General features: G+C 62.4%; 21 protein-coding genes. 16 read left to right on the forward strand and 5 right to left on the reverse strand.

Going from position 1 to position 21,552, the window contains the following annotated elements; all coding sequences use genetic code 11:
- Positions 1-477: 477 nt before the first annotated feature.
- Positions 478-984, reverse strand: coding sequence for a MarR family winged helix-turn-helix transcriptional regulator (locus F0311_RS12250; protein ID WP_150462212.1), 507 nt, complete (start codon positions 982-984; stop codon positions 478-480).
- 124 nt (positions 985-1,108) lie between these two features.
- Between F0311_RS12250 and F0311_RS12255 the strand changes: the two genes are divergently transcribed.
- From F0311_RS12255 to F0311_RS12300, 10 genes are all read left to right on the forward strand, one after another.
- Positions 1,109-2,305, forward strand: a complete 1,197-nt coding sequence (locus tag F0311_RS12255) for an acyl-CoA dehydrogenase family protein (RefSeq protein WP_150462213.1) — start codon at positions 1,109-1,111, stop codon at positions 2,303-2,305.
- 133 nt (positions 2,306-2,438) lie between these two features.
- Positions 2,439-2,915 carry a hydroxyphenylacetyl-CoA thioesterase PaaI gene (paaI, locus tag F0311_RS12260; RefSeq protein WP_396897440.1) on the forward strand — a complete coding sequence of 159 codons (477 nt, stop codon included), beginning with the start codon at positions 2,439-2,441 and terminating at the stop codon, positions 2,913-2,915.
- Positions 2,915-4,300: a phenylacetate--CoA ligase PaaK gene (paaK, locus tag F0311_RS12265; RefSeq protein WP_150462214.1), complete on the forward strand. Its 1,386-nt coding sequence runs from the start codon at positions 2,915-2,917 to the stop codon at positions 4,298-4,300. Before paaI ends, paaK begins: the two co-directional genes overlap by 1 nt.
- 39 nt (positions 4,301-4,339) lie before the next feature.
- Positions 4,340-4,969 (forward strand): TetR/AcrR family transcriptional regulator, encoded by a 630-nt coding sequence (locus F0311_RS12270; protein WP_150462215.1) that lies wholly within the window; start codon positions 4,340-4,342, stop codon positions 4,967-4,969.
- Between the two features lie 75 nt (positions 4,970-5,044).
- The gene (paaA, locus tag F0311_RS12275; RefSeq protein WP_150462329.1) at positions 5,045-6,085 is read left to right on the forward strand and encodes a 1,2-phenylacetyl-CoA epoxidase subunit PaaA; all 1,041 of its coding nucleotides are present in this window, start codon (positions 5,045-5,047) and stop codon (positions 6,083-6,085) included.
- 52 nt (positions 6,086-6,137) lie between these two features.
- Positions 6,138-6,488 (forward strand): 1,2-phenylacetyl-CoA epoxidase subunit PaaB, encoded by a 351-nt coding sequence (gene paaB, locus F0311_RS12280; protein WP_150462216.1) that lies wholly within the window; start codon positions 6,138-6,140, stop codon positions 6,486-6,488.
- Positions 6,485-7,330, forward strand: a complete 846-nt coding sequence (gene paaC / locus F0311_RS12285) for a 1,2-phenylacetyl-CoA epoxidase subunit PaaC (protein WP_150462217.1) — start codon at positions 6,485-6,487, stop codon at positions 7,328-7,330. The genes paaB and paaC overlap by 4 nt, the downstream gene beginning before the upstream one ends.
- A gap of 8 nt (positions 7,331-7,338) precedes the next feature.
- Positions 7,339-7,878 (forward strand): 1,2-phenylacetyl-CoA epoxidase subunit PaaD, encoded by a 540-nt coding sequence (gene paaD / locus F0311_RS12290; RefSeq protein WP_150462218.1) that lies wholly within the window; start codon positions 7,339-7,341, stop codon positions 7,876-7,878.
- Positions 7,878-9,056: a 1,2-phenylacetyl-CoA epoxidase subunit PaaE gene (paaE, locus tag F0311_RS12295; RefSeq protein ID WP_150462219.1), complete on the forward strand. Its 1,179-nt coding sequence runs from the start codon at positions 7,878-7,880 to the stop codon at positions 9,054-9,056. Before paaD ends, paaE begins: the two co-directional genes overlap by 1 nt.
- 44 nt (positions 9,057-9,100) lie before the next feature.
- Positions 9,101-9,871 carry an enoyl-CoA hydratase/isomerase family protein gene (locus F0311_RS12300; protein ID WP_150462220.1) on the forward strand — a complete coding sequence of 257 codons (771 nt, stop codon included), beginning with the start codon at positions 9,101-9,103 and terminating at the stop codon, positions 9,869-9,871.
- Between the two features lie 44 nt (positions 9,872-9,915).
- On the opposite strand, the gene F0311_RS12305 is transcribed toward F0311_RS12300, so the two are convergent.
- Positions 9,916-10,584, reverse strand: a complete 669-nt coding sequence (locus F0311_RS12305) for a class I SAM-dependent methyltransferase (RefSeq protein WP_150462221.1) — start codon at positions 10,582-10,584, stop codon at positions 9,916-9,918.
- Positions 10,585-10,881: 297 nt separating this feature from the next.
- Between F0311_RS12305 and F0311_RS12315 the strand changes: the two genes are divergently transcribed.
- On the forward strand, positions 10,882-11,076 hold the full coding sequence (locus F0311_RS12315) for a hypothetical protein (RefSeq protein ID WP_150462222.1): 195 nt from the start codon (positions 10,882-10,884) through the stop codon (positions 11,074-11,076).
- Positions 11,077-11,366: 290 nt separating this feature from the next.
- On the opposite strand, the gene F0311_RS12320 is transcribed toward F0311_RS12315, so the two are convergent.
- Positions 11,367-11,858, reverse strand: a complete 492-nt coding sequence (locus F0311_RS12320) for an NUDIX hydrolase (protein ID WP_223881312.1) — start codon at positions 11,856-11,858, stop codon at positions 11,367-11,369.
- 43 nt (positions 11,859-11,901) lie between these two features.
- Positions 11,902-12,468, reverse strand: coding sequence for a hypothetical protein (locus F0311_RS12325; RefSeq protein WP_150462223.1), 567 nt, complete (start codon positions 12,466-12,468; stop codon positions 11,902-11,904).
- Between the two features lie 649 nt (positions 12,469-13,117).
- Here F0311_RS12325 and F0311_RS12330 point away from each other — a divergent pair.
- From F0311_RS12330 to F0311_RS12340, 3 genes are read left to right on the forward strand one after another with little or no spacing between them, the layout of a single operon-like run.
- Positions 13,118-15,091 carry a TRAP transporter permease gene (locus F0311_RS12330; RefSeq protein WP_150462224.1) on the forward strand — a complete coding sequence of 658 codons (1,974 nt, stop codon included), beginning with the start codon at positions 13,118-13,120 and terminating at the stop codon, positions 15,089-15,091.
- Between the two features lie 10 nt (positions 15,092-15,101).
- Positions 15,102-16,070, forward strand: coding sequence for a TAXI family TRAP transporter solute-binding subunit (locus tag F0311_RS12335; RefSeq protein ID WP_150462225.1), 969 nt, complete (start codon positions 15,102-15,104; stop codon positions 16,068-16,070).
- On the forward strand, positions 16,067-16,978 hold the full coding sequence (locus F0311_RS12340) for a prephenate dehydratase (protein ID WP_150462226.1): 912 nt from the start codon (positions 16,067-16,069) through the stop codon (positions 16,976-16,978). The genes F0311_RS12335 and F0311_RS12340 overlap by 4 nt, the downstream gene beginning before the upstream one ends.
- A gap of 10 nt (positions 16,979-16,988) precedes the next feature.
- Here F0311_RS12340 and paaZ read toward each other — a convergent pair whose 3' ends face one another.
- Positions 16,989-19,124, reverse strand: coding sequence for a phenylacetic acid degradation bifunctional protein PaaZ (paaZ, locus tag F0311_RS12345; RefSeq protein WP_150462227.1), 2,136 nt, complete (start codon positions 19,122-19,124; stop codon positions 16,989-16,991).
- Positions 19,125-19,274: 150 nt separating this feature from the next.
- Between paaZ and pdhA the strand changes: the two genes are divergently transcribed.
- Positions 19,275-20,504, forward strand: a complete 1,230-nt coding sequence (gene pdhA, locus F0311_RS12350; RefSeq protein WP_150462228.1) for a pyruvate dehydrogenase (acetyl-transferring) E1 component subunit alpha — start codon at positions 19,275-19,277, stop codon at positions 20,502-20,504.
- Positions 20,504-21,550: an alpha-ketoacid dehydrogenase subunit beta gene (locus tag F0311_RS12355; RefSeq protein WP_150462229.1), complete on the forward strand. Its 1,047-nt coding sequence runs from the start codon at positions 20,504-20,506 to the stop codon at positions 21,548-21,550. The genes pdhA and F0311_RS12355 overlap by 1 nt, the downstream gene beginning before the upstream one ends.
- Positions 21,551-21,552: the final 2 nt, after the last annotated feature.

Consider the following 21,552-nt stretch of genomic DNA (forward strand, 5'->3'; position numbering starts at 1 on the left):
TCATAACGATGCCATGTCCCCATGAGTTACACAGGGCGCTAAGACTGTCTATTAACCCTAGAGCTGCCGCCGTTGCCGCGTGTTCATTGGGCACCTGTTCTGCAGCTTGTGCTGGTGCAAAGCTCAGTCCTAGCAGGCCCGCCACTAGCAGAAGGACGATTGGAAAGCGGAAATTGCGCGAGGGCGACGAAATCGTAGAGTGATTTTTTTCTTCATTAAAAAGCAAAGCGGCACTCATATTATGTATGTCTTATACGTTTATAGTACATGTTCCATGGCTAACGTATCGGTAGTTTATAGTCTTCATTGCACACCCATCGAGTGTCAACGGTGAGCAGGACTCGTTATGGAGATGCTGCTTTCGACGGATTACGAAGCTTGCGAGCAACTCTCTCGTGCCTCCCGCTCCGAGACACGCCCCAGGCTGCCAGACTTCCAGGGCAACCCACACATATTTCTCAGACACGCCCTCAATGCTCAGGCCTTGAAATCACCGGCGCGCTGCCGGAAGTTGGCCAGAATCCGGTTGAGCTCGGCGACCTCCTCCGCGGTGAAGCCGGTCTGCTCGAACAATTGCTCATTGAGCGCCGCAGTGGCCCGATCCACCATCTGCTTGCCCCTGGGGGTGAGCACCAGCAGCATGGCGCGCCGGTCGGTGGCATGGGGCTGGCGCTCTACCAGTCCGGCGGCCTCCAACCGGTCCACTGCATTAGTGATCGAGGTGGGGTGGACCTGCAACAGGGCGGAGGCCTTGTTCATCGGCATCCGCCTCTCCCTGGAGAGGCTGAGCAGACTGATCACCTCATACCGGGCGAAAGTCAGCTTGAACGGCTTGAGAATCTCCTGAGCACGGGCTAGCAGGATCTGCTGAGTGCGCATAATCGCAGTCACCGCCGCTGCTGGGGCGGCTGCCTGCTGCCAGCCCTGACGCTCCCAATTGCGCTGAATCTCCGCGATCGGGTCTTTGGTCAGCGGGACTGGCATGTGGAGGCTCCTCATCTGTTGCGGCACGATTCCGTCCATTCTATGGATACCGATGATGTGATACGCATCACCTACTATATACTTGGAAGTCCTACAGTTGGTCTACCTATAGGAGCTTGCAGCAATGCCGCTGACTCAGCAGTCCCCACGCGCAGCCGCCACCACACCCCCAGCGACGGCTGTCACCTTTCTGGACCTGGCCCGTCACCTGGAGCCGGCCGAGTGCGAGCGTCTCGAGCGCATTGACCAACAGCTGCAGGCCACACTGCGGCCAGCAAGCATTGAGCCCTGGAACCAGGAGGAGTTCCCCCAGAAGCTGCTTCCGGGTCTGGGCGCACTGGGTCTGGGCGAGACCTTCGCCGACGGCTCCTCCCATCTCTTCCAAGGGCTGGCCAGCGCCGCAGTGGCCCGGGCCGATATCTCCATCTCGGCACTGCTGGGGATTCATAACGAGCTGATTCTGGGCACCATCGCCACCCTGGGCTCTGCAGAGCAGAAGCAGACCTGGCTGCCACGGCTGCGCAGCCTCGAATCACTGGGCGCCTTCTGCCTCACTGAGCCCGAGCACGGATCCGATATTGCCGGGGGCCTGGCCACCACGGCCCGCAGAACAGCTCAGGGCTGGCATATCGCCGGTGCTAAGCGCTGGATCGGCGTGGGCACTATTGCTGATATCGCCATCGTGTGGGCCCGAGACACCGCCGATCAGCAGATCAAAGGCTTCCTGGTGCCTACTGACGCCCCGGGCTACTCCGCACAGAAAATCAGCAATAAGACCGGCTTGAGGATCATGCAGAATGCTGATGTGCAGCTGGATGTCACCATCCCTGCCAATGCTCAGCTGCCAGGGGCGTCGTCGTTCTCAGCAACCAATGAGCTGCTGATGTCCTCCCGCGCCTGGGTGGGCTGGCAGGCGGTGGGTGCCCAGCAGGCGCTGCTGGATGTGATGAGCGCCTATGCCGGCCAGCGCGAACAGTTCGGCCGACCCATCGACTCCTTCCAGCTGATCCAGGCAAAACTGGCAGAGGTCGCAGGCAACCTCACCGCCTCGGCCGCGATGATGGCCGATACTGCTGACCTGCAGGCCCGCGGCGAGCTGACTATGATGCGGGCCTCAATGGCCAAGGCCACCCTGACCCGACTGGCCCGCTCCTCGGCAGCCATCGCCCGTGAGAGCCTCGGTGGCAACGGCCTGGTCAGCGACTTTGAGGCGGCCAAGATCGCCGGGGATGTTGAGGCGATCTACACCTATGAGGGCAGCTACCACATCAACTCCCTCATTGTGGGCCGAGCACTCACCGGCGTCTCTGCCTTCATCTGAGCCGCCCAGCCCAGCGCACCCTGAACTGTGCACTGGGACACCTCACCCTGTGCTTGACATCACAGGTGCCTGATGCTTATGTTGACTTACTGACCGATTGGTCTGTAATTGCTGTTTGCGCCCCAGGAGCACCATGACTGATACCAGCACCACCGCCGAAACCACCTATGAGGGCGTGTCGATGCCACCGGGCGGCCCGCACCACAAAATGCTGGAGACTGACCGGTGTACCGCCTGGCTGGGCGCGGAGGTGCTGCTGGCCGATCCGGGCCACGCCAAACTGCGGATGACCGTGCGCCGGGAGATGACTAACGGCTTCGACATTGTGCACGGCGGGATGGTCTTCACCCTGGCCGACACCGCCTTCGCTATGGCCTGCAACCACCCGCAGGGTGAAGAGGGAACCATCACCGTGGCCTCCGGGGTGGACATCAACTTCATGAAGACCGCCTGGCTGGGCGATGAGCTCATCGCTGAGGCCAAACCGGTGGCCCAGGCCGGGCGCAGCGGCGTCTATGACATCGCCGTGACCCGGGGTGAAGACCTCATCGCCGTGTTCCGCGGACGCTCCCGCACTATCCCGTTCAACCCAGAGAAGGTGATCCGCTGATGAGCATCGCCCCCTCCCCCGCCGGACCTGACACTGAGTACGACGACGCCAACGCCGTGGCAGCCGCCTTCGCCACTACTGCCGCCGCTCCCACACCAGGCAGTAAGCCTGATGCCGAAGAGCTGTTCACCCGCGAACAGATCGAGGAGCTTCAGCTGACCCGCCTGCAGGCTACGGTGCGGCATGCCTACGAGAACATCGCCGCCTACCGGGAGCTCTACGACGCCCACGGGGTGCACCCGGAGGACCTGCAGACCCTGGAGGATCTGGCGAGGTTCCCCTTCACCGACAAGGAGTTCCTGCGCAGCGCCTACCCCTTCAAGTCCTTCGCGGTGCCGATGGACCAGGTGCGGCGCATCCATGCTTCATCAGGCACCACCGGCCGGCCCACCGTTGTGGGCTACACCGAGGGTGATATTGACCGCTGGGCCACCCTGCTGGCCCGCTGCCTGCGCTTCTCAGGGGCCAAGCCCGGCGACATTGTGCATAATGCCTACGGCTACGGCCTGTTCACCGGCGGACTGGGCGCCCACTACGGCATCGAGAAGCTCGGCGCCACGGTGATCCCGATGTCCGGCGGGCAGACTGAGAAGCAGATCCAGCTCATCCAGGACTTCCGGCCGCGGGTGATCCTGTGCACGCCCACCTATCTGCTGGCCCTTGCTGATGCGTTCCGGCACAAGGGCCTGGATCCCCGGAAGACCTCCTTGGAGGTGGGGGTCTTCGGCGCCGAGCCCTGGACTGAGGAGATGCGCCATGAGATCGAGAAGGCCTTCAACATCACCGCCTGCGATATCTACGGCCTCTCTGAAGTGATGGGCCCAGGCGTGGCCGGGGAGTCCGCGGAGCACAAGGACGGCTCCACCATCTGGGAGGACCATTTCCGCCCGGAGATCATCGACCCGATGACCGAGGAGGTACTGCCTCTGGGTCAGCACGGTGAGCTGGTGTTCACCACACTAACCAAGGAGGCGCTGCCGATCATCCGCTACCGCACCCATGACCTCACCCGGCTGCTGCCCGGTACCGACCGCCCGGGTCACCGCCGGATGGGCCGGATCACTGGGCGCAGCGATGACATGATCATTCTGCGCGGGGTCAACCTCTTCCCCACTCAGATCGAGGAGATCGCGTTGAGCATTCAGGGGCTTTCTCCACACTTCCAGCTGGAGCTGACCCAGCCTCAGCATATGGACCAGATGACGGTGCATATTGAGCGCCGCCCGGAGGCCACACCTGAGGCCGCCGAGGCCGCCGGGGCCGAGCTGGCCCGGCAGATCAAGGTCAAGATCGGTTCCAGTTGCCAGGTGCAGGTGGCCGAGCCGGAGACCCTGGCCCGCTCCTCGGGCAAGCTGCGCCGCATCTACGACAGACGCCCCCGCTGAGCAGCTCCCTGAGACTGGGCTGAACGGTAGTCTGGGACAATGCCGCCCACCACCGATCTCACCGCCGCTGAGTCCGACCGACAGTCCAGACGAGGACGCCCCGGGTATCACCGGGACTCCCTGGTCAGGGTCTGCGTGGAGGTCTTCAACCGGCACGGCTACGAGGCCACCTCCATGGGGGTGCTGGCCCAGGAGCTGGGCATCTCCAAGTCCGCCATCTACCACCATGTGAAGTCCAAGGAAGATATCCTTGAGGCTGCGCTGAGCCACTCACTCACTGAGCTGGAACAGGTGGTGGCCGAGGCTGAGGCGCTGGAGGTGCCGGCGGTGATGGAGCTGGAGACCATCATCCGCGAGTCGGTCAATGTGCTCACCCGCTCGCTTCCCTATGTGACCCTGCTGCTGCGGCTGCGCGGGAACTCTGAGCTGGAGACTGCCGCACTGCGGCGCCGCCGTGAGATCACCCTACGGATTGCTGAGCTGATCCGGCAGGCCCAGCAGGACGGTGACCTGCGCAGCGACATTAACGCCCGCACCGCCTCCCGACTGGCCATGGGCATGGTGAACTCCATTGTCGACTGGTACCGCCCGGAGCGGGCGGATTCCGGGGCGCCGGTAGCTGATGCGGTGGTCACCCTGCTGCTGGAGGGGCTGCGCACCCCGCAGTGAGGCCCACCGGAGTGTTGTGCATCACGTCACAACTGGTATATACTGAACGAACGGTCAGTAATTCAGGAGGTCATGATGTCCACACAGTCACCCACGCTGCACCCCGTTGAAGAGACAGCCGCCACCGAGCAGATCTCTGAGGATGCCCGCGCCGCCGCCGATGAGGCCCGTGTGGGCTGGGAGCGGTTCGAGCAGCTCATCGCTGAGGATAAGCGCGTCGAACCCCGGGACTGGATGCCCGATAACTACCGCAAGACCCTGGTCCGTCAGGTCTCCCAGCACGCCCACTCCGAGATCATCGGCATGCAGCCGGAGGGCAACTGGATCACCCGGGCGCCGAGCCTGAAGCGCAAAGCCGTGCTGATGGCCAAGGTGCAGGATGAGGCTGGCCACGGGCTCTACCTCTACTCCGCCGCCGAGACCCTGGGCACCCCCCGTGATGAGCTCTACGAGCAGCTCTACACCGGCAAGGCCAAGTACTCCTCCATCTTCAACTACCCGGCCCGCACCTGGGCTGATATCGGGGCTATCGGCTGGCTTGTGGACGGTGCGGCGATCACTAATCAGGTGCCGCTGTGCCGGGCCAGCTACGGCCCCTATGGCCGGTCCATGGTCCGCATCTGCAAGGAGGAGTCCTTCCACCAGCGCCAGGGCTGGGAGATTCTCTACAGCCTCTCCCACGGCACCGAAGAGCAGAAGCAGATGGCCCAGAACGCAGTGGACCGTTTCTACGGACCGGCCCTGCAGATGTTCGGCCCCCCGGATGATGAGTCGCCGAACTCGAGGCAGTCCATGGCTTGGAATATCAAGCGGTTCTCCAATGACGAACTGCGCCAGCGGTTCGTGGACATGATTGTCCCCCAGGCTGAGGCACTGGGTCTGCGCCTACCGGACCCGGAGCTGAAGTGGAACGAGGAGCGCGGCCACTATGACTACGGTGATTTGGACTGGGACGAGTTCTTCAGCGTGGTCAAGGGCAACGGCCCGCTGAACCACCAGCGGCTGGCCCACTACCGGGCCGCCCGGGACAACGGAGCCTGGGTCCGTGAGGCAGCGGCCGCCTATGCCGCCAAGCAGCAGCAGACAGAGTACGACGCCGCCCTACTCGCCGCCTGAGCCCTGTTCTCCTCCGCTTCACCTCACCCAAGACATGAAAGGCCTCTCCGGCATGACTAAACCTGAGCAGAATGCAGAGCAGATCCCGGACGGCGGCGTGATCGCCACTGATCCGGCCGACCGCAGCCTGTGGCCGCTCTGGGAAGTCTTTGTCCGCTCCTCGCGGGGGCTCTCCCATGTGCATGCCGGTTCCCTGCACGCCCCGGACGCCTCCATGGCGCTGCGCAACGCCCGGGATCTCTACACCCGGCGCAATGAGGGAACCTCCATCTGGGTGGTGCCCACTGCAGAGATCGCAGCCTCCGACCCCGACTCCAAGGGTGGCTACTTCGAGTCCGCCCAGGGCAAGGCCTATCGGCACGCCACCTACTACACCCAGTCCGAGGGGGTGCCACACCTGTGAATGAGACCGCAGGATTCACTGCCCAGGACTCCGCCACCAGGATCTCGGTGGGCGATGCCATCACCCCTGAGGATCTGCGATCCTCCGGGGCGGCCACCGATGAGGAGACAGCCCGCTACGCCCTAATCCTGGGAGATGACTCACTGATGCTCGCCCAACGGTTGGGGCACTGGATCTCCCGGGCACCAGAGCTGGAGGAGGATATCGCCCTGGGCAATATCGCCCTGGACCTGCTGGGCCATGCCCGGTTCTTCCTCACCTATGCCGGCACTGCCTGGGGCAAGACCGAAGATGACTTGGCTTATTTCCGTGACGAGGATGAGTTCCGCTCCGCCCGACTGGTGGAGCAGGACAACGGCGACTTCGCCAAGACCATCGCCCGGCAGCTGATCTTCAGCTTCTACTCCCATGAGCTGTACTCCCGACTGGTGGACTCCGCCGATGAGACCCTGGCCGCCGTGGCAGATAAGGCGCTCAAGGAGGTGGCCTACCACCAGGACCACTCCGCCCAGTGGCTGCTGCGCTTAGCCGGCGGCACCGAGGAGTCCCACCAACGCATGCAGGCAGGGCTGGAGGCGGTCTGGGCCTATGTGGACGAGCTGTTCTACGACGCCGAGCCCACACCCAAACTGGCTGAAGCCGGCATTGCTGTGCTGCCTTCAACCCTGCGGGAACCGGTGATGTCCCGGCTGACTCAGAGCATTGAGCAGGCTGGGCTGAGCATCCCTGAGGTCAAAGGCGCCTTCGGAGCTGACCGGTCCGGACGGTTCTCTGAGCAGCGCGGCTTCATCCTGGCTGAGATGCAGGTGCTGGCCCGCCAGCACCCCGGAGCCACCTGGTGACAGCCGCCATGACCACTGCTGAAGACATCCGCCTCTCCCCGGACGGTGTGCGTCCAACAGAACCGCGCGATGCCGCAGTCTGGGACCTGGCCGCCCAGGTGAACGATCCGGAGATCCCAGTGCTCTCCATTGCTGATTTGGGCATCCTGCGGGCCGCTGCGGCAACTGGGGACGGAGGCGGCGTCGTACTGATCACCCCCACCTACTCCGGCTGCCCGGCCATGGACACCATCACCGAAGATGTCCGGACCGCCCTGCAGCAGGGCGGCTATGATCCTGTGCGAGTTCAGACGGTGCTCAAACCCGCCTGGACCACCGACTGGATGACCGATGAGGGTAAGACCAAACTGCGCGAGTACGGCATCACCCCGCCCAGCGGCACCGCCCCGGTGCGCAACGGCCCGGTCTCGGTGGGGCTGAGCGTGAAATGCCCGCGGTGTAATTCCCTAGACACCCGTGAGCTGGCCCGGTTCGGCTCCACTGCCTGCAAGGCGCTGTACCAGTGCCGGGCCTGCCTGGAACCCTTCGACTACTTCAAGGTGCTGTAATGACCGTTGAGACCCCTGCCGCGGAAGCGGCTCCTGCGGCGCGCCGCCGCGCCACCTTCAACACCCTGCGGGTCAAGGATGTTCGCCGGCTGACCGCCGACTCCGTGGAGGTCACCTTCGAGGTGCCCACGGAGTTGCAGGAAGACTTCGACTACGCCCCGGGTCAGTATGTAGCCCTGCGCACCCAGATCGAGGGCAAGGAAGTGCGGCGCTCCTACTCGATCTGCACCGAACCGGTTGCCGGAGAGATCCGGGTGGCGATCAAGCGTGACATCGGCGGAGTGTTCTCCACCTGGGCCAATGAGGAGCTGATCCCGGGGGCAAGCCTGGAGGTGATGAACCCTTCCGGTGCGTTCGTCTCCAAGACCGCGATCACCTCGATGAATCGTCCGGAGGAGCTGGCTGAAGAAGCGGTGGCCCGCCGCACTGATGCCCGACTGGTGGCCTTTGCCGCAGGCTCCGGCATCACCCCGATTATGGCGATCGCCCGCTCAGTGCTGCGCTCCTCCCCTGAGGCTACTTTTGAGCTGGTCTACGCTAACCGTTCGGCCGGCGAGGTAATGTTCGCTGAGGAGATCGGGGACCTGAAGGACCGTTATCCGGCCCGGTTCGCAGTCCACCATGTCCTCTCCCGCGAGCAGCGGCTGAACCCACTGCTGACCGGCCGGATCGACGCCGAGAAGCTCACTGCCCTGCTGGACTATGTGCTGCGCACGCAGGAGACCGACGAATGGTTCCTCTGTGGGCCCTTTGAGCTGGTCCAGCTGGTACGTGATGAGCTGGCTTCCCGGGGGGTGCCGGAGGAGAGGGTGCGCTTTGAGCTGTTCAGCACCGGGCGGCCCGACCAGCCTGCTGGCCAGCAGGGCCGCCGGGTGCAGACCGATCCGGGCGGGAAGACCATGGAGATCGAATTCACCTTGGACGGGCTGACCGGCCAGGTGGCCTCTCCGGCTGCCTCCGGGGAGACCGTGCTCAACGCCGCCCTGCGCTCCCGCTCCGATGTGCCGTTCGCCTGCGCAGGCGGAGTGTGTGGCACCTGCCGGGCCAAAGTGGTCTCCGGAGACTTTGAGATGGAGGAGAACTACGCCCTGGAGAAGGACGAGGTGGAGCGCGGCTATGTGCTCACCTGTCAGACCAGACCCACCGGCGAGAAGCTCGTGGTGGACTACGACGCCTGAGCACTCTGGCCCCTGACCCCGACCCACCAACACGGAGGCAGCTGATGATTGATCTGACTATTGATGAGGGCTTGGCCGAGGTGGTGCTCAGCGCGCCAGAGAAGCTGAACTCGCTGGATGAGGCGGCCCTGGCGCAGCTGGAGGGCGCCTACCAGGAGGCCGAGGCAGCCGGGGTCCGGGCCCTGCTGCTGCGCGGTGAGGGCCGCGGGTTCTGTGCAGGCCGGGACATCTCCGGGGTTATCCCAGCCGACGACGACGTGCTGGGTTACCTGGGAGGGAAGGTCACTCCCCTGCTGCACCGGATGGCGCAGTTCCCGGCACCGACCTTCGCTGCGGTGCAGGGCGCCTGTCTGGGAGTGGGACTGGGGTTGGCGATCGCCACCGATGTGGTCTATGTGGCCGAGGACGCCAAGATCGGCTCCCCCTTCGCCTCCCTGGGCGCGACCCTGGACTCCGGGGGCCATGCCCTGTTCGTGGAGCGACTGGGCGTCCACCGCACCCTGGACCTGATCTACACTGCGGAGCTGATCTCCGGGTCAGAAGCGGTGGCGGCCGGGCTGTTCTCCCGGGCTGTGCCTGCTGATGAGCTGGTGGAGTTCACCCGGGAGAAGGCGCAGAGGGCTGCCTCCGGCGCCACTCTGGCTTTCCGGGAGTCGAAGAAGCTGGTCGCCCAGATCCGCGATGAGCGGATCGGGCTGTGGGAGTCTCTGGACGCGGAGAACCGCGCCCAGGCCGCACTCTGCGCCACCGAGGACTACGCCGAGGGTTTCGCCGCCTTCCAGACCAAGCGCAGGCCCACCTTTAAAGGTCATTAGACCTCCGGGAAGAGCCGTTGGACTCCTGAATTCCCGTGGATACCTCAGTCCGTGCGTCGCCAAATGGCTTCCCATTGAATCCAGGTGCCCGGGCCGCTCCTGCGGGGTTGAGCGTCTTTCACGAGAGGAAGAACAGGATCCCAGCTTTCAAAAAGGTTCTCTAGCTCAGCAGCAGCGAAGAAATGTACGTCTAGGTATTGCTTAGGACCTTCCAAGTAACGGATGTCGAAACTGCTGTCCGCATTCTCGGAGGTTACCTCATAGGCGGGCCATACCTCTGTCCCGACCGCATTTGCCCTCAAGCAGAAGAGTCCTCCTGGCCGAACAAGCCTTTGAGCAGAACGAATATGGCGGTGACATCGCTGGCGAGTTCCAAACATGAATACTTGGATCCCGATCACCATGCTCGTGATCTCTGGCGGCAAGGTCTCAACAGTTCCTATGTTGAAGCGGTGCGCGCGCTCTGGGAATCGGCGGCGCATTTGCTCAATTGCCACAGAAGATATGTCCAGCCCGCACAGATCCATGTTGGCATCGATGAACGCCTGCGTATTGCGACCATTACCACATCCAACCTCAAGTGCGTCATTGATACCGAAGGTCTGAGCCGTAGCGACTATCTTTTCCGCAAAAGGGATTGGCAGCTGGCTCATATAGCGTCCCGACCCGAACTGCGCATTCCAGGACCGTTCGTTGGCTTCCTTCCAATTCATGCGACAACTCTGTCATAGTCCGTTCAGCTCGGGTTGAAGCACTTCGACGCCTCAAACTTCTGCCTAAGCCCTAGAGGTCGCTGGTGCTGAAAAAGAACCGCGCCCAGGCCGCGCTCTGCGCCACTGAGGACTATTCAGAGGGCTTCGCCGCCTTCCAGGCCAAGCGCAAGCACACCTTCAAAGGTCATTAGCGTCTCCCCCGCCGAGCTAGCCGATCACCCGCAATTGGGACACATCCAAAGGTGGGGGATGCAATAGTTGGCTTTCCTTCCAAAGCCATCATGGTAGGTGAGTTTGATGATCCCCCTCATGCTGCTCTACCGACTCGTCATCGGCCGCTGGTGGAAACTGGCGCTGCTGACCGCGGGACCTGTCTGGATCCTGATACTCCTCGTTGATTCTCAGTGGAGAAACCAACTGACCGAGGTCGGATGGTTCAGCACATTGGTGGGAGCCCTCCTCCTGGCCACCCTCATGCTGCTCTCGGCGTAGCGGTGCACCAGGGGCTGCTCCAAGGCTTCCGACTGCTCCGGCGGCAGTTCACTGATGCCGCATGCGCGCCCAACCCTGCAGCTCAGTAGGTACCGCGCCCCAACGTTGCTCCCGCCTATCCACGCGGGCCGGAGCAGCGTCTTCCCAGCCCCGCTGGGCGCCGTGCGGAGAAACTCATTCGATGGGCACAAATGCCCACAGTTCAGCTGTTGCGACCCCGGATTTATGGACAAACGTGCCCACCGAACGCCGAGGACACGCACTCCCAAGTGAAAGGACCGCCAGTGGGATCAGCCGGCTGGCCGCTGCCGGATGACCCATGCTGCGATGGCGTCGTCGATGGCTGAAACCTTCAGCTCGGTGCCACTGAGGGGTTCCCTCCAGACGAACGTTTCCAACTCGTCACTGGGGTGCGCTTGCTGCCCGGTGCCATCAGCGGCATAGATCGCTCCGAGTTCCTCTCGCGGCGGAGCGGCCATACTGAACCGGGCGTAGCCCACCAGCGTGAGGGAGGCGGCTGCTATACCGGTCTCTTCCTGGAGTTCACGTGCTGCCGCATCACGAGGCGATTCACCTTCCTCGATGATCCCTCCGGGAAGCTCATATTCCCTCCGCCAGGTGTTCAACCCAAACAGCACCTCCCCGTGGGACTGGTTGACCAGCACCACCAGTGCCAGAGGGCAGGGAGTCTCTCTGACAGCTTCTTCAAGCTGCTCGATGCTCACAGCCCGGAGGTCAGTCATCACGTTCCCGTGGACATCGACGGCAAGTGGGGCACTCACCCTCAAAGACTACGTGCATTAGCGCACCAGCAGCCGAACTGTTCTAGTTGGAGGCGCGTGAGATGAGAACCTCGGCGCTGCAGGGGGTGCCGTCCTCATCATCGTCCTGGTCAGGTTCGCCGGGGCGCAGATGGATGGCGCGGATAGTTCCCTCGGGCAGCTCCAGCAGCTGCTCGGCGCGGATGAACAGCTCCTGCCAGACCTGAAGCTCCTCCTCACTCTCAGTCCCAGGCAGGGAGACGAAGGGGGCCCGCCCGTCATTGAGCAGACGCTGGGCATTGCGAAAGATATGCAGGCCGAAGTCGACTAAGCCGGCGGAGATGCCGGTGCCGTTGCAGATCACCTTGTCCTGGGCACGAGCCAGCCGCTGCGGGCTGATGAAGCTGCTGGGCGGCTCAGACAGGTGCTGATCCACCAGCAAAGCCCAGTCGCGGGTGCTACTTCTGCGGGTGCCATCGGAACCGAGCGCCTCCACCCGGGGACCGAATTCCTGGTGCAGGACGCCCAGGAACTCCAGGGTTGCGGCAGTGAAGAGCTCGTTCTGCCGCGGGACCTCAGGGCCAGCCAGGGTAGCAAACTGGCGTGATGTCTCAGGGGCGGTGATGGTCATGGCGAATCTCCTTTGATTCTTGGGCCGTCTTCCTTGACATTCACCAGTCTTGACCACTGGACAACCCGCTCACCAGCGATTCTTCCGCAAAGATTGACGCTTCTTCGCAGTGGCGAAGAAAAGCCAAAACTCCCGCACCCCTTCAGGGAGCCAAATGCCCCAGAGAGACCACATGGACTCCATCTGGTCGCGTGTAACTCAACTCGCCTCCGGTCAGCACGACTAGCGCTTGGAGCTGAGCTTCACGCTGTTCAGAGACCTTAGCCTTGAGCTGCCGCAAATTACCCGCTGCACGGTCGATGTGCTTCTGACCCCCAGCTTTCACCTCAAAAGCGGCCCAACGACCGTCGCGGAGTTCAACAATGGCGTCAACTTCCAGGTGTGAGCTATCCCGGTAATGGAAGACACCCCCCGGTGGACATCCGCACTGTATGAATTTCCGTACCCATTTTGCACACGAGAGACTACCTAGTTTGCACGAATTCTGAGAAAAGGTCTGATTTGCCTACTCCGCCCAGCCGGAGGTCTCCTTCACCATCAGCAACTTACTAACTAACCGTTCGGTCAGTAATGTGCTATCGTGAACGCTAAACGTGATGTAGCTCACTGGCATCTGTGAGCTGAACCTCAAGCACCCTGGTGGCGATACATGGCAACAGCGACAACTGCTCAGGAAACTCCGAAGGAATTCGGAGACGTCACGCCCGGAACTTCCGCGCAGGAAACTCTGGGCAACGATGCTAAGCGGAGCTTCGGCCCGCGTGCGGGCCTCATCGTTGCTGCAATAGCCATCATCTGGGCTGCCTTCCAACTCTTCGCGACAGTTTCAGGAACTGTGGGGGCCATGAACCTCCGCGGGTGGCACATCGTCTTCCTCGTCCTCCTGACATTCCTGATATTCCGGCCTTTCAAAGCACGGTGGACGCGCAGTAACTACGTCACCGCCTTGGATGTCCTACTAGCCCTCGTAGCGACATCTCCCTTTCTCTACTTTCTTTGGAACTACGAGAGCATCGCCTTGCGTGGAGGGTTCCTGGAACCTCTGGATTACGCGATGGGCATCCTTGGTGTGATCGTGGCGCTTGAAGCTGCTAGAAGAGTTGTGCGCAACCTCGCCATCCTGGCCGCGATCTTCTTGTTGTATGCCGTCTTCGGAGGCTACATCAGTGGCATCTTTGGTCACGCGGGCTACTCCATGGAACGTCTCACACAACAACTATTTTGGGGTAGCCAAGGCATCTTTGGAATCGCGATCGGGGTCTCAGCCACCTTTGTATTTATCTTCATCGTCTTTGGCGTCTTCCTGAAGTACAGCGGCTTCAGCGACTTCATCAGCGATATCTCACTCGCCATCACCGGCCACTCCCCTGGCGGCCCAGCCAAGGTAGCTGTCATTGCCAGTGCTTTAACTGGGACAATCAACGGCAGCGCCCTGGCAAACGTCGCAACCACTGGTTCCATCACAATCCCCTTGATGAAGCGGAACGGTTACACACCTCGAATGGCGGCTGCGGTTGAAGCTGTGGCTTCAACTGGCGGACAGTTTGCCCCACCGGTAATGGGCGCGGTCGGCTTCGTCATGGCTGAGTACTTGGGGCTGCCCTATGTGGCCGTCATGCTGGCTGCGGTGCTGCCCGCCGTTTTGTACTACTTCGCCATTCTGCTGGTGGTTCACTTTGAAGCCAAGAAACAGGGCCTCTCAGGAATCTCACGAGAGAACCTCCCGCGCGCCTTCGAGGTGATGAAACGCAAAGGCCATCTGTCACTGCCACTTATTGTGCTTGTGACCCTCCTGCTCATGGGCTACACCCCGCTGTTCGCAGGAGTCGTGGGAATCGGGTGTGCAATTGCTGCCTCATGGATCCGACCCTCTGACGGCATGCGCCCCAAAGACATCCTGAAGTCTCTTGAGGAGGGGGCGCGGAGTGCGATCGGCGTCGGCGTGGCCTGCCTAGTCATCGGCATCATCATTGGTGTTGTTTCGCTCACGGGCTTGGGACTGAATCTGGGGTTTTTCATCGCCAACTTCACAGGCGGTTACCTCTTCGTCGCAGCGCTCTTGGTGATGATCATGAGCATCATCTTGGGGATGGGAGTCCCAGGGGTGGCTGCTTACGTGATCGTTGCCGCCGTAGGCGCTCCGATCCTGACCAACGCTGGGGTTGAGCCGCTGGCAGCCCACATGTTCATCCTGTTCTTCGCCTCCCTGTCCAATATCACTCCACCAGTTGCCCTTGCCTCTTACATTGCCGCGGGAATCGCACAGGAAGACGAGACCAAGGTCTCTCTCACAGCAGTCAAAGTGGGACTCATCGGCTTCATCATGCCATTCATTTTCATCTACAATCCACGGCTTCTGATGGACCCAAACGATCTCGGGGCCAGCCTGCTGCCAGCGCTCACCGCGTTGTCGGCCGTAGTGCTGATGACCGCGGCCTTGCAGGGATGGCTATGGGGAGCACTTCACCCGATCCTAAGGTTTGTGCTCTTCACAGCCGGCCTCTTGGTGTTCATCCCCGGCCTGATGACCACGCTGGTGGGTGGCGGAATGGCGGCAGCAGCACTTGTTCTCCACGTAACCACGAATGTGAAACGAAGCGAAGACGCTTCTCAAGGAAGGTAAAGAAATCACCATGAGGAAACACCTCGCACCCCTCGCAATTCTCAGCATCTCCGCACTCACCCTCAGCGCCTGTAATGGTGAGGACAATGGCCCGGATGCCAGTGACCTACGGTTCCCCACAGCCAGCACCACTGGTGTGATTTATCCTCTTGGTGCTTCCATGTCTAATGTCTGGAACTCCGATCTAGAGGGTGTCACTGTTCACTCGGAAGCCTCCAATGGCGGCGTGGAAAATCTCAACCTGATGGCCAGCGGTGACGCAGACATCACCTTCGCCACAGCCGGAATCGCATATGAGGCGCTGCACGGTGAGGGGACTTTCGAGGGTCGCCAGCATGAGGGACTTCGAGTATTGGCCGGTCTCTACGAGAATCCGAACCAGGTAGTGGTTCGTGCGGACCAGGGTATTGAGTCCATTTCAGATCTTGAAGGACGCAACTTCGCACCTGGTGCCACGGGCAGCACACCCGAAGTGGAGGCCAGAGCCATTCTTCCGGTCTACGGAGTTGAGTACCCAGATGGAATCAACGCAAACTTCGTTGGCTTCGATGAAGCAATCGACCTGATGCGCAACCGGCAAGTTGATGGTGCGCTGATTCAAGCCGGCCTACCCACGGCAGCGGTGACGGAAATGACCTCCACTGTTGGGGCAGAGCTCATCCCGATTGAGGGCGAAGAACGCGACCAGCTGTTGGCTGAGTACCCCTGGTACAACGAGTTCACGATCCCCGCTGATACCTACGACAACCAGCCGGAGGATGTTGAGACCATCTCAATCAAGATGCTGCTTCTGGTTGACGAAAGCATGGACGACGATCTGGCCTACGACCTTGCCCAGGCCTTCTGGGAGAATCTGGACCAGTTAGATCAGCAGAGCGTCGTGGAGCAAATCGATATTAGCGGCGCAGCACAGGATCTCGGTGAAGTGCCCCTTCATGACGGTGCTGCCCAGTTCTACGAAGAGAATGGCAACCTGTGAGTCACGCCTTGGGCGCGATGGCCCTTTCCAGCGAAGAACCATCCGCGGAATCACCTCGAATCAGCTTCCTCGGACCGTCAGGGACATTCTCCGAGAGCGTAGTTGATTACATCTTTGAGGACCTTGCCATTCACCGATCGCCGCAAGGCACCATTGGTGAATGCGTCGATTCGCTCAGGGGAGGCAATGCGGAGTACGCCGTTGTACCAGTCGAGAACTCCACAGGTGGCGTCGTCCCTGATTTCTGGGACCTCCTCGCAGCGCAGTGGCAGGATCGAACCTGGAATCTGGAACTCGATGTGGTCAGTGACGTTTCTCAGCATCTGTTTGCTTCAGCGGCACTCGTTGAACGCCATGAGGAGCCAACGAAGATCTTCTCGCATTGGCAGGCGCTGCGGCAGTGTCGAAAGTACCTAGATCGAATCTATCCGAAGGCTGAGCGAGTTCCGGTGGACAGCACAGCTGAGGCCGGACGGATAGCTCAGGAGTTCGCTGATGAGCCATTTGCAGCTATAGGACACCGCAATATTGGTGATCGCTTTGGGCTAGTGAGAATCGCATCATCCGTGGAGGACAATCCCTTCAACCAGACCCGCTTTGTAGTCCTTTCTAGCCGTGAGGCACCCAAGGCGGGAACGTGGATTGACGCAGCAGAGCACCGTGCATTGACGTATCACTCTGTTGAGAGTTCGGGACTCACCTCCGTGCCCTCGACATTGGCCGAGATTGAGGCCAGCCGCGGTTGGGAACTCACTGGCTGTTACTCACTGCCAAAACCGGGGTACATGGGTGAGTACAACGTCTTTATGGACTGGCGCACCACTTCCACTGATACAGGCACTCACCAAAGCAGACCTAACAAGCAGGGCACATACGTGGTCGTCGACGCTTACCACAGAGTGCCATGAACCCCTGGATTTACTCCGCCCAGTCGGGGGTCTCCTTGGCAACCCGGGTGAGCACATCGTAGGTGGCCACGATCTCGTCATTCTGGTTGTGCAGCACGGTGTCCCAGCGCACCTCGCCGTAGTCGTCGGTCTCCCGCGGGGTGATCTGCTTGGCGGTCAACGTGACTCGGATCGAGTCGCCGTAGGTGACCGGGGTGAGGAAGCTGAGGTTCTCCAGCCCGGTATTGGCCAGCACCGGGCCCGGGGCCGGCTCCACGAACAGCCCGGCGGCCCAGGAGACCAGCAGGTAGCCGTGGGCCACTCGCCGCGGGAAGAACGGGTTGGCGGTGGCCGCCTCTTCATTGGTGTGGGCATAGAACGTATCCCCGGTGGACTCGGCAAAGGCCTCAATGTCCTCCAGACGTACCTCGCGCAGCCCGGAGACGAACTGATCACCGATCCGCAGCTCAGACAGCGGCTTGCGGAAGGGGTGGACCGCCTCACCGGAGGCCACCTTTTCAGGGGTGGCGGTATTGGCCTTCGCACCACGGTGCCAAACCCCGGTCACCCCGGTGAGCAGGTCAGGGGTGCCCTGAACTGCGGTGCGCTGCATATAGTGCTTGACCCCACGCATCCCGCCGAGCTCCTCGCCGCCGCCGGCCCGGCCTGGGCCGCCGTGCACCAGAGCGGGAAGCGGAGAGCCGTGCCCGGTGGAGGTCTTGGCATCGTCGCGATCCAGCAGGTGCACCCGGCCGTGGTGAGAGCCGATCCCGCGGACAAACTCCCCGGCAATCTCCGGGTCATGGGTAGCCACTGTGGCCACCAGGGAGCCGCCACCCAGGGCAGCCAGGGCCACGGCGTCGTCGATATCTGTGTAGCCCAGAACGGAGGTCACCGGCCCGAAAGCCTCCACCTGATGCACCTCAGGAGTGCGAGGCAGACTGAACTTCAGCGTGGTGACCGGGAAGAAGGCACCGAGCTCGGCATCAGCACCCCCAGTGCCTGCCTCAGGCCCGCCGAAGCAGACCTCCCCACCAGCCTCGATGAGCCGCTGGACTGCGGAGGCCACCTCTTCCTGCTGGTCCTTGGAGGCCAACGCACCCACGGTGGTGGCCGGATCGCGCGGGTCGCCCAGCACCGCACGGGACTCCACCCGGGCGCGCAGGGCCTCCACCACCGCATCCACATGCTCACTGGGCACAATGGTGCGGCGGATCGCGGTGCACTTCTGGCCGGCCTTGACAGTCATCTCCTGCACCACGGCCTTGACGAAGGCCGCGAACTCCTCAGTTCCGGGTGCGGCGTCGGGGCCCAGGATCGCCGCATTGAGTGAGTCGGTCTCAGCGGTGAACCGCACGCCTTCCTGCTGCACATTCTGATGCGAGCGCAGCAGTTGAGCGGTGCCCGCCGAACCGGTGAAGGCCACATGGTCGCGGTAGTCCAAGTGGTCCAGCAGGTCCCGGGCAGAGCCGGAGATCAGCTGCAGGGAACCGGCCGGCAGCAATCCGGAATCCAGCATCAGCCGCACACAGGCCTCAGTGACGTAGGCGGTCTGACTGGCAGGCTTCACAATGGTGGGCACCCCGGCGATGAAGCTGGGCGCGAACTTCTCCAACATGCCCCAGACCGGGAAGTTGAAGGCATTGATCTGGACCGCCACCCCGGTCAGCCGGGTGTAGACGTGCTCGCCGATGAAGCTGCCGTCCCGGGAGAGCTGTTCGACTTGCCCATCGATGATGACGTTGGAGTTGGGCAGTTCCTTGCGTCCCTTGGATGAGTAGGCGAACAGGGTGCCGATCCCGCCGTCGACATCGATGAGATGATCCTTGCGAGTGGCTCCGGTCTTGTCCGAGAGCTCGTAGAGCGGCTCTTTGTTCTCACCCAGGTGAAGGGCCAGCTTCTTCAGGATCAGGGCCCGCTGGTGGAAGGTCAGTTCACCCAGCCCGGCCTGACCCACCGTACGGGCGTAGTCCACCGCAGCAGCGGCATCCAGGCCGTCAGTGGAGATCCGGCAGACCAACTCCCCGGTGGCGGCGTCGTTGATTTCAGAGACCCTCTGTGGATTTTCCGGAGTCCACCAGGAATCCGCAATGAAGCTGGGCAGGATGGCCTCGGGGCTGTGCGGGCTGGTCTTCGAAGTGCTTGCGGCGGGGGTTTCGACGGTCATTCGGCGTCCTCAATTCCACGTGCTGAAGGCTGGCTTCTCGGTAACACAACACGTTACCGACCAATCGGTCAGTATTTACGATACACTAGCGTGACAGGTATCACACAATGACGTGCGCCCAGTTAAGCGCCCATCGAAGAGAGGGGGATCATGGACGATCCCATCACCAGCCCGGAGCAGGGTCACCAGAAGGCCGAGCAGGCTTCCCGGATCCTCGAGACCAGCAGAACCTTCGGCATCTCCCCGGAACAGTACATGCTGCCGGCCCAGCAGCAGATCCGCATGCTGGACCCGGACGGCAGCCTGGTTCCCGAGGACCAGCAGGGCACCGGCCCCGGGCACGAATACCCGATCCCGGAGGATGATGTGCTGCTAAAGGCTTACACCACCCTTGTGGCCGGCCGCCGCATCAATGATCAGAACTACGCCCTAGTCCGGCAGGGCCGGATGGCTGTCTACCCCTCCTCGCACGGCCAGGAAGCCTGCCAGGTGGGCGCCGCGCTGTGCCTGGGTGAGGGCGACTGGATGTTCCCCACCTACCGAGACTCAGTGGCAGTGATCTCTCGCGGAGTGGACCCGCTGGACGTGATGGTCTCCTTCCGCGGGGACTGGCACTGCGGCTACGATCCCAAGGTCTACCGGGTGGGAGCGATGTCCACCCCGCTGACCACCCAGCTGCTGCACGCGGTCGGTGTGGCCCATGCCGCCAAGCTGCGCGGTGAGGACACTGTGGTGCTTGCCATGTGCGGCGACGGGGCCACTTCCGAGGGCGATTTCCACGAGGCGCTGAACTTCGCCGCAGTCTTCGAGGTGCCGGTGGTGTTCTTTGTGCAGAACAACGGCTATGCCATCTCGGTGCCGCTGTCCAATCAGTCCGCCGCACCCTCCCTGGCGCATAAGGCCATCGGCTATGGGCTCGCCGGGGAGCAGGTGGACGGCAATGACATGGTGGCCGTGCTGGCCACCCTGCGCCGGGCAGTGCACCTTGCCCGGGAGAACTCCATGCCGCTGCTGCTGGAAGCCGTCACCTACCGGATGCAGGCCCACACCAACGCCGATGATGAGACCCGCTACCGCGACCGGGAGGAAGTGGAGCAGTGGAAGCGCAAGGATCCGCTGCTGCGCATGCAGAAGTTCCTCACCGCCAAGGGGCTGCTGGACGAGGCCGCCGAGACCCAGATCGCCGCAGCCGCCGAGGAGGTGGCCGCCTCACTGCGCCAGGCGATGTCTGCCGAGCCGGAGGAGGATCCACTCGAGATCTTCGATCACGTCTACACCGAACCCACTGCCCAGCTTTCTGCTCAGCGTGCACAGTTGGCCGATGAGCTGGACAGAGCCCATGGAGAAGCTTGGGCCGGCACCGAGGAGGGCACCCGCTGATGAGCACCGCGACAGCAACGGAAACCACCACCTTCGCCTCCGCCCTGAACACCGCGATGTCTGACGCCATGGAGGCAGATGACTCCGTGGTGGTCTTCGGCGAGGACGTCGGCACCCTGGGCGGGGTCTTCCGGATCACCGACGGGCTGACCAAACGCTTCGGGGAGAACCGCTGCTTCGACACCCCGCTGGCCGAGTCCGGAATCGCCGGAACTGCGGTGGGCATGGCCATCAACGGGATGCGCCCGGTGATCGAGATGCAGTTCGACGCCTTCGCCTACCCGGCCCTGGAACAGGTCTTCAGCCATATCGCCAAGATGGCCAACCGCACCCGGGGACGGGTCCGCCTGCCGATCGTCATCCGCATTCCCTACGGCGGTGGAGTGGGCGGGGTGGAGCACCACTGCGACTCCTCCGAGGCCTACTACGCCCACACCGCCGGACTGAAGGTCTTCACCCCAGCCACCGTGGCCGATGCTTACCTGATGCTGCGCGAGGCCATTGACACCGAGGATCCGGTGGTGTTCTTCGAGCCTAAGAAGCTCTACTGGTCCAAGGCCGGCGAGGACCTCTCCGCGCTGCGCCAGCAGTACGAATCCTCTGCGGACACCGCCGAAGCCGACAGTCCGCGGGTGGGACCCACCGGCAATGCCAAGGTGGTCCGTGAGGGCACCGATGTCTCGATCATCAGCTACGGACCCTCGGTCTCCACTGTGCTGAAGGCTGCTGAGGCCGCCGCTGAGGACGGGATCTCCGCCGAGGTGCTGGACCTGCGTTCCGTGGTGCCCTTCGATGAGGAGGCCCTGGTGACCACGGTGGAGAAGACCGGCCGCGCCGTGGTGGTGGCCGAGGCTCAGGGCTTCGTCTCAGTGGCCAGTGAGATCACCGCCCGGATCCAGGAGCGCTGCTTCCATTCCCTTGCCTCCCCGGTGCTTCGGGTCACCGGCTTCGACATCCCCTATCCGGCACCGAAGCTGGAGGAGCACCACCTACCGGATGTGGAGCGGATCCTCGATACCCTCGACGAACTCCAGTGGGAGGACTGAGC

Source organism: Nesterenkonia ebinurensis, from assembly GCF_008711175.1.
Classification (GTDB): Bacteria; Actinomycetota; Actinomycetes; order Actinomycetales; family Micrococcaceae; genus Nesterenkonia; species Nesterenkonia ebinurensis.

Bases quoted from the DNA above. Each gene is read 5' to 3' on its own strand.
- paaD (WP_150462218.1), top strand. From the start codon at position 7,339: ATGACCACTGCTGAAGACATCCGCCTCTCCCCGGACGGTGTGCGTCCA.
- F0311_RS12355 (WP_150462229.1), top strand. From the start codon at position 20,504: ATGAGCACCGCGACAGCAACGGAAACCACCACCTTCGCCTCCGCCCTG.
- pdhA (WP_150462228.1), top strand. From the start codon at position 19,275: ATGGACGATCCCATCACCAGCCCGGAGCAGGGTCACCAGAAGGCCGAG.
- F0311_RS12270 (WP_150462215.1), top strand. From the start codon at position 4,340: ATGCCGCCCACCACCGATCTCACCGCCGCTGAGTCCGACCGACAGTCC.
- paaA (WP_150462329.1), top strand. From the start codon at position 5,045: ATGTCCACACAGTCACCCACGCTGCACCCCGTTGAAGAGACAGCCGCC.
- paaK (WP_150462214.1), top strand. From the start codon at position 2,915: ATGAGCATCGCCCCCTCCCCCGCCGGACCTGACACTGAGTACGACGAC.
- F0311_RS12335 (WP_150462225.1), top strand. From the start codon at position 15,102: ATGAGGAAACACCTCGCACCCCTCGCAATTCTCAGCATCTCCGCACTC.
- F0311_RS12255 (WP_150462213.1), top strand. From the start codon at position 1,109: ATGCCGCTGACTCAGCAGTCCCCACGCGCAGCCGCCACCACACCCCCA.
- paaZ (WP_150462227.1), bottom strand. From the start codon at position 19,124: ATGACCGTCGAAACCCCCGCCGCAAGCACTTCGAAGACCAGCCCGCAC.
- F0311_RS12315 (WP_150462222.1), top strand. From the start codon at position 10,882: ATGATCCCCCTCATGCTGCTCTACCGACTCGTCATCGGCCGCTGGTGG.
- paaE (WP_150462219.1), top strand. From the start codon at position 7,878: ATGACCGTTGAGACCCCTGCCGCGGAAGCGGCTCCTGCGGCGCGCCGC.
- F0311_RS12330 (WP_150462224.1), top strand. From the start codon at position 13,118: ATGGCAACAGCGACAACTGCTCAGGAAACTCCGAAGGAATTCGGAGAC.
- F0311_RS12250 (WP_150462212.1), bottom strand. From the start codon at position 984: ATGCCAGTCCCGCTGACCAAAGACCCGATCGCGGAGATTCAGCGCAAT.
- paaI (WP_396897440.1), top strand. From the start codon at position 2,439: ATGACTGATACCAGCACCACCGCCGAAACCACCTATGAGGGCGTGTCG.
- F0311_RS12325 (WP_150462223.1), bottom strand. From the start codon at position 12,468: ATGACCATCACCGCCCCTGAGACATCACGCCAGTTTGCTACCCTGGCT.
- F0311_RS12305 (WP_150462221.1), bottom strand. From the start codon at position 10,584: ATGAATTGGAAGGAAGCCAACGAACGGTCCTGGAATGCGCAGTTCGGG.
- F0311_RS12300 (WP_150462220.1), top strand. From the start codon at position 9,101: ATGATTGATCTGACTATTGATGAGGGCTTGGCCGAGGTGGTGCTCAGC.
- paaB (WP_150462216.1), top strand. From the start codon at position 6,138: ATGACTAAACCTGAGCAGAATGCAGAGCAGATCCCGGACGGCGGCGTG.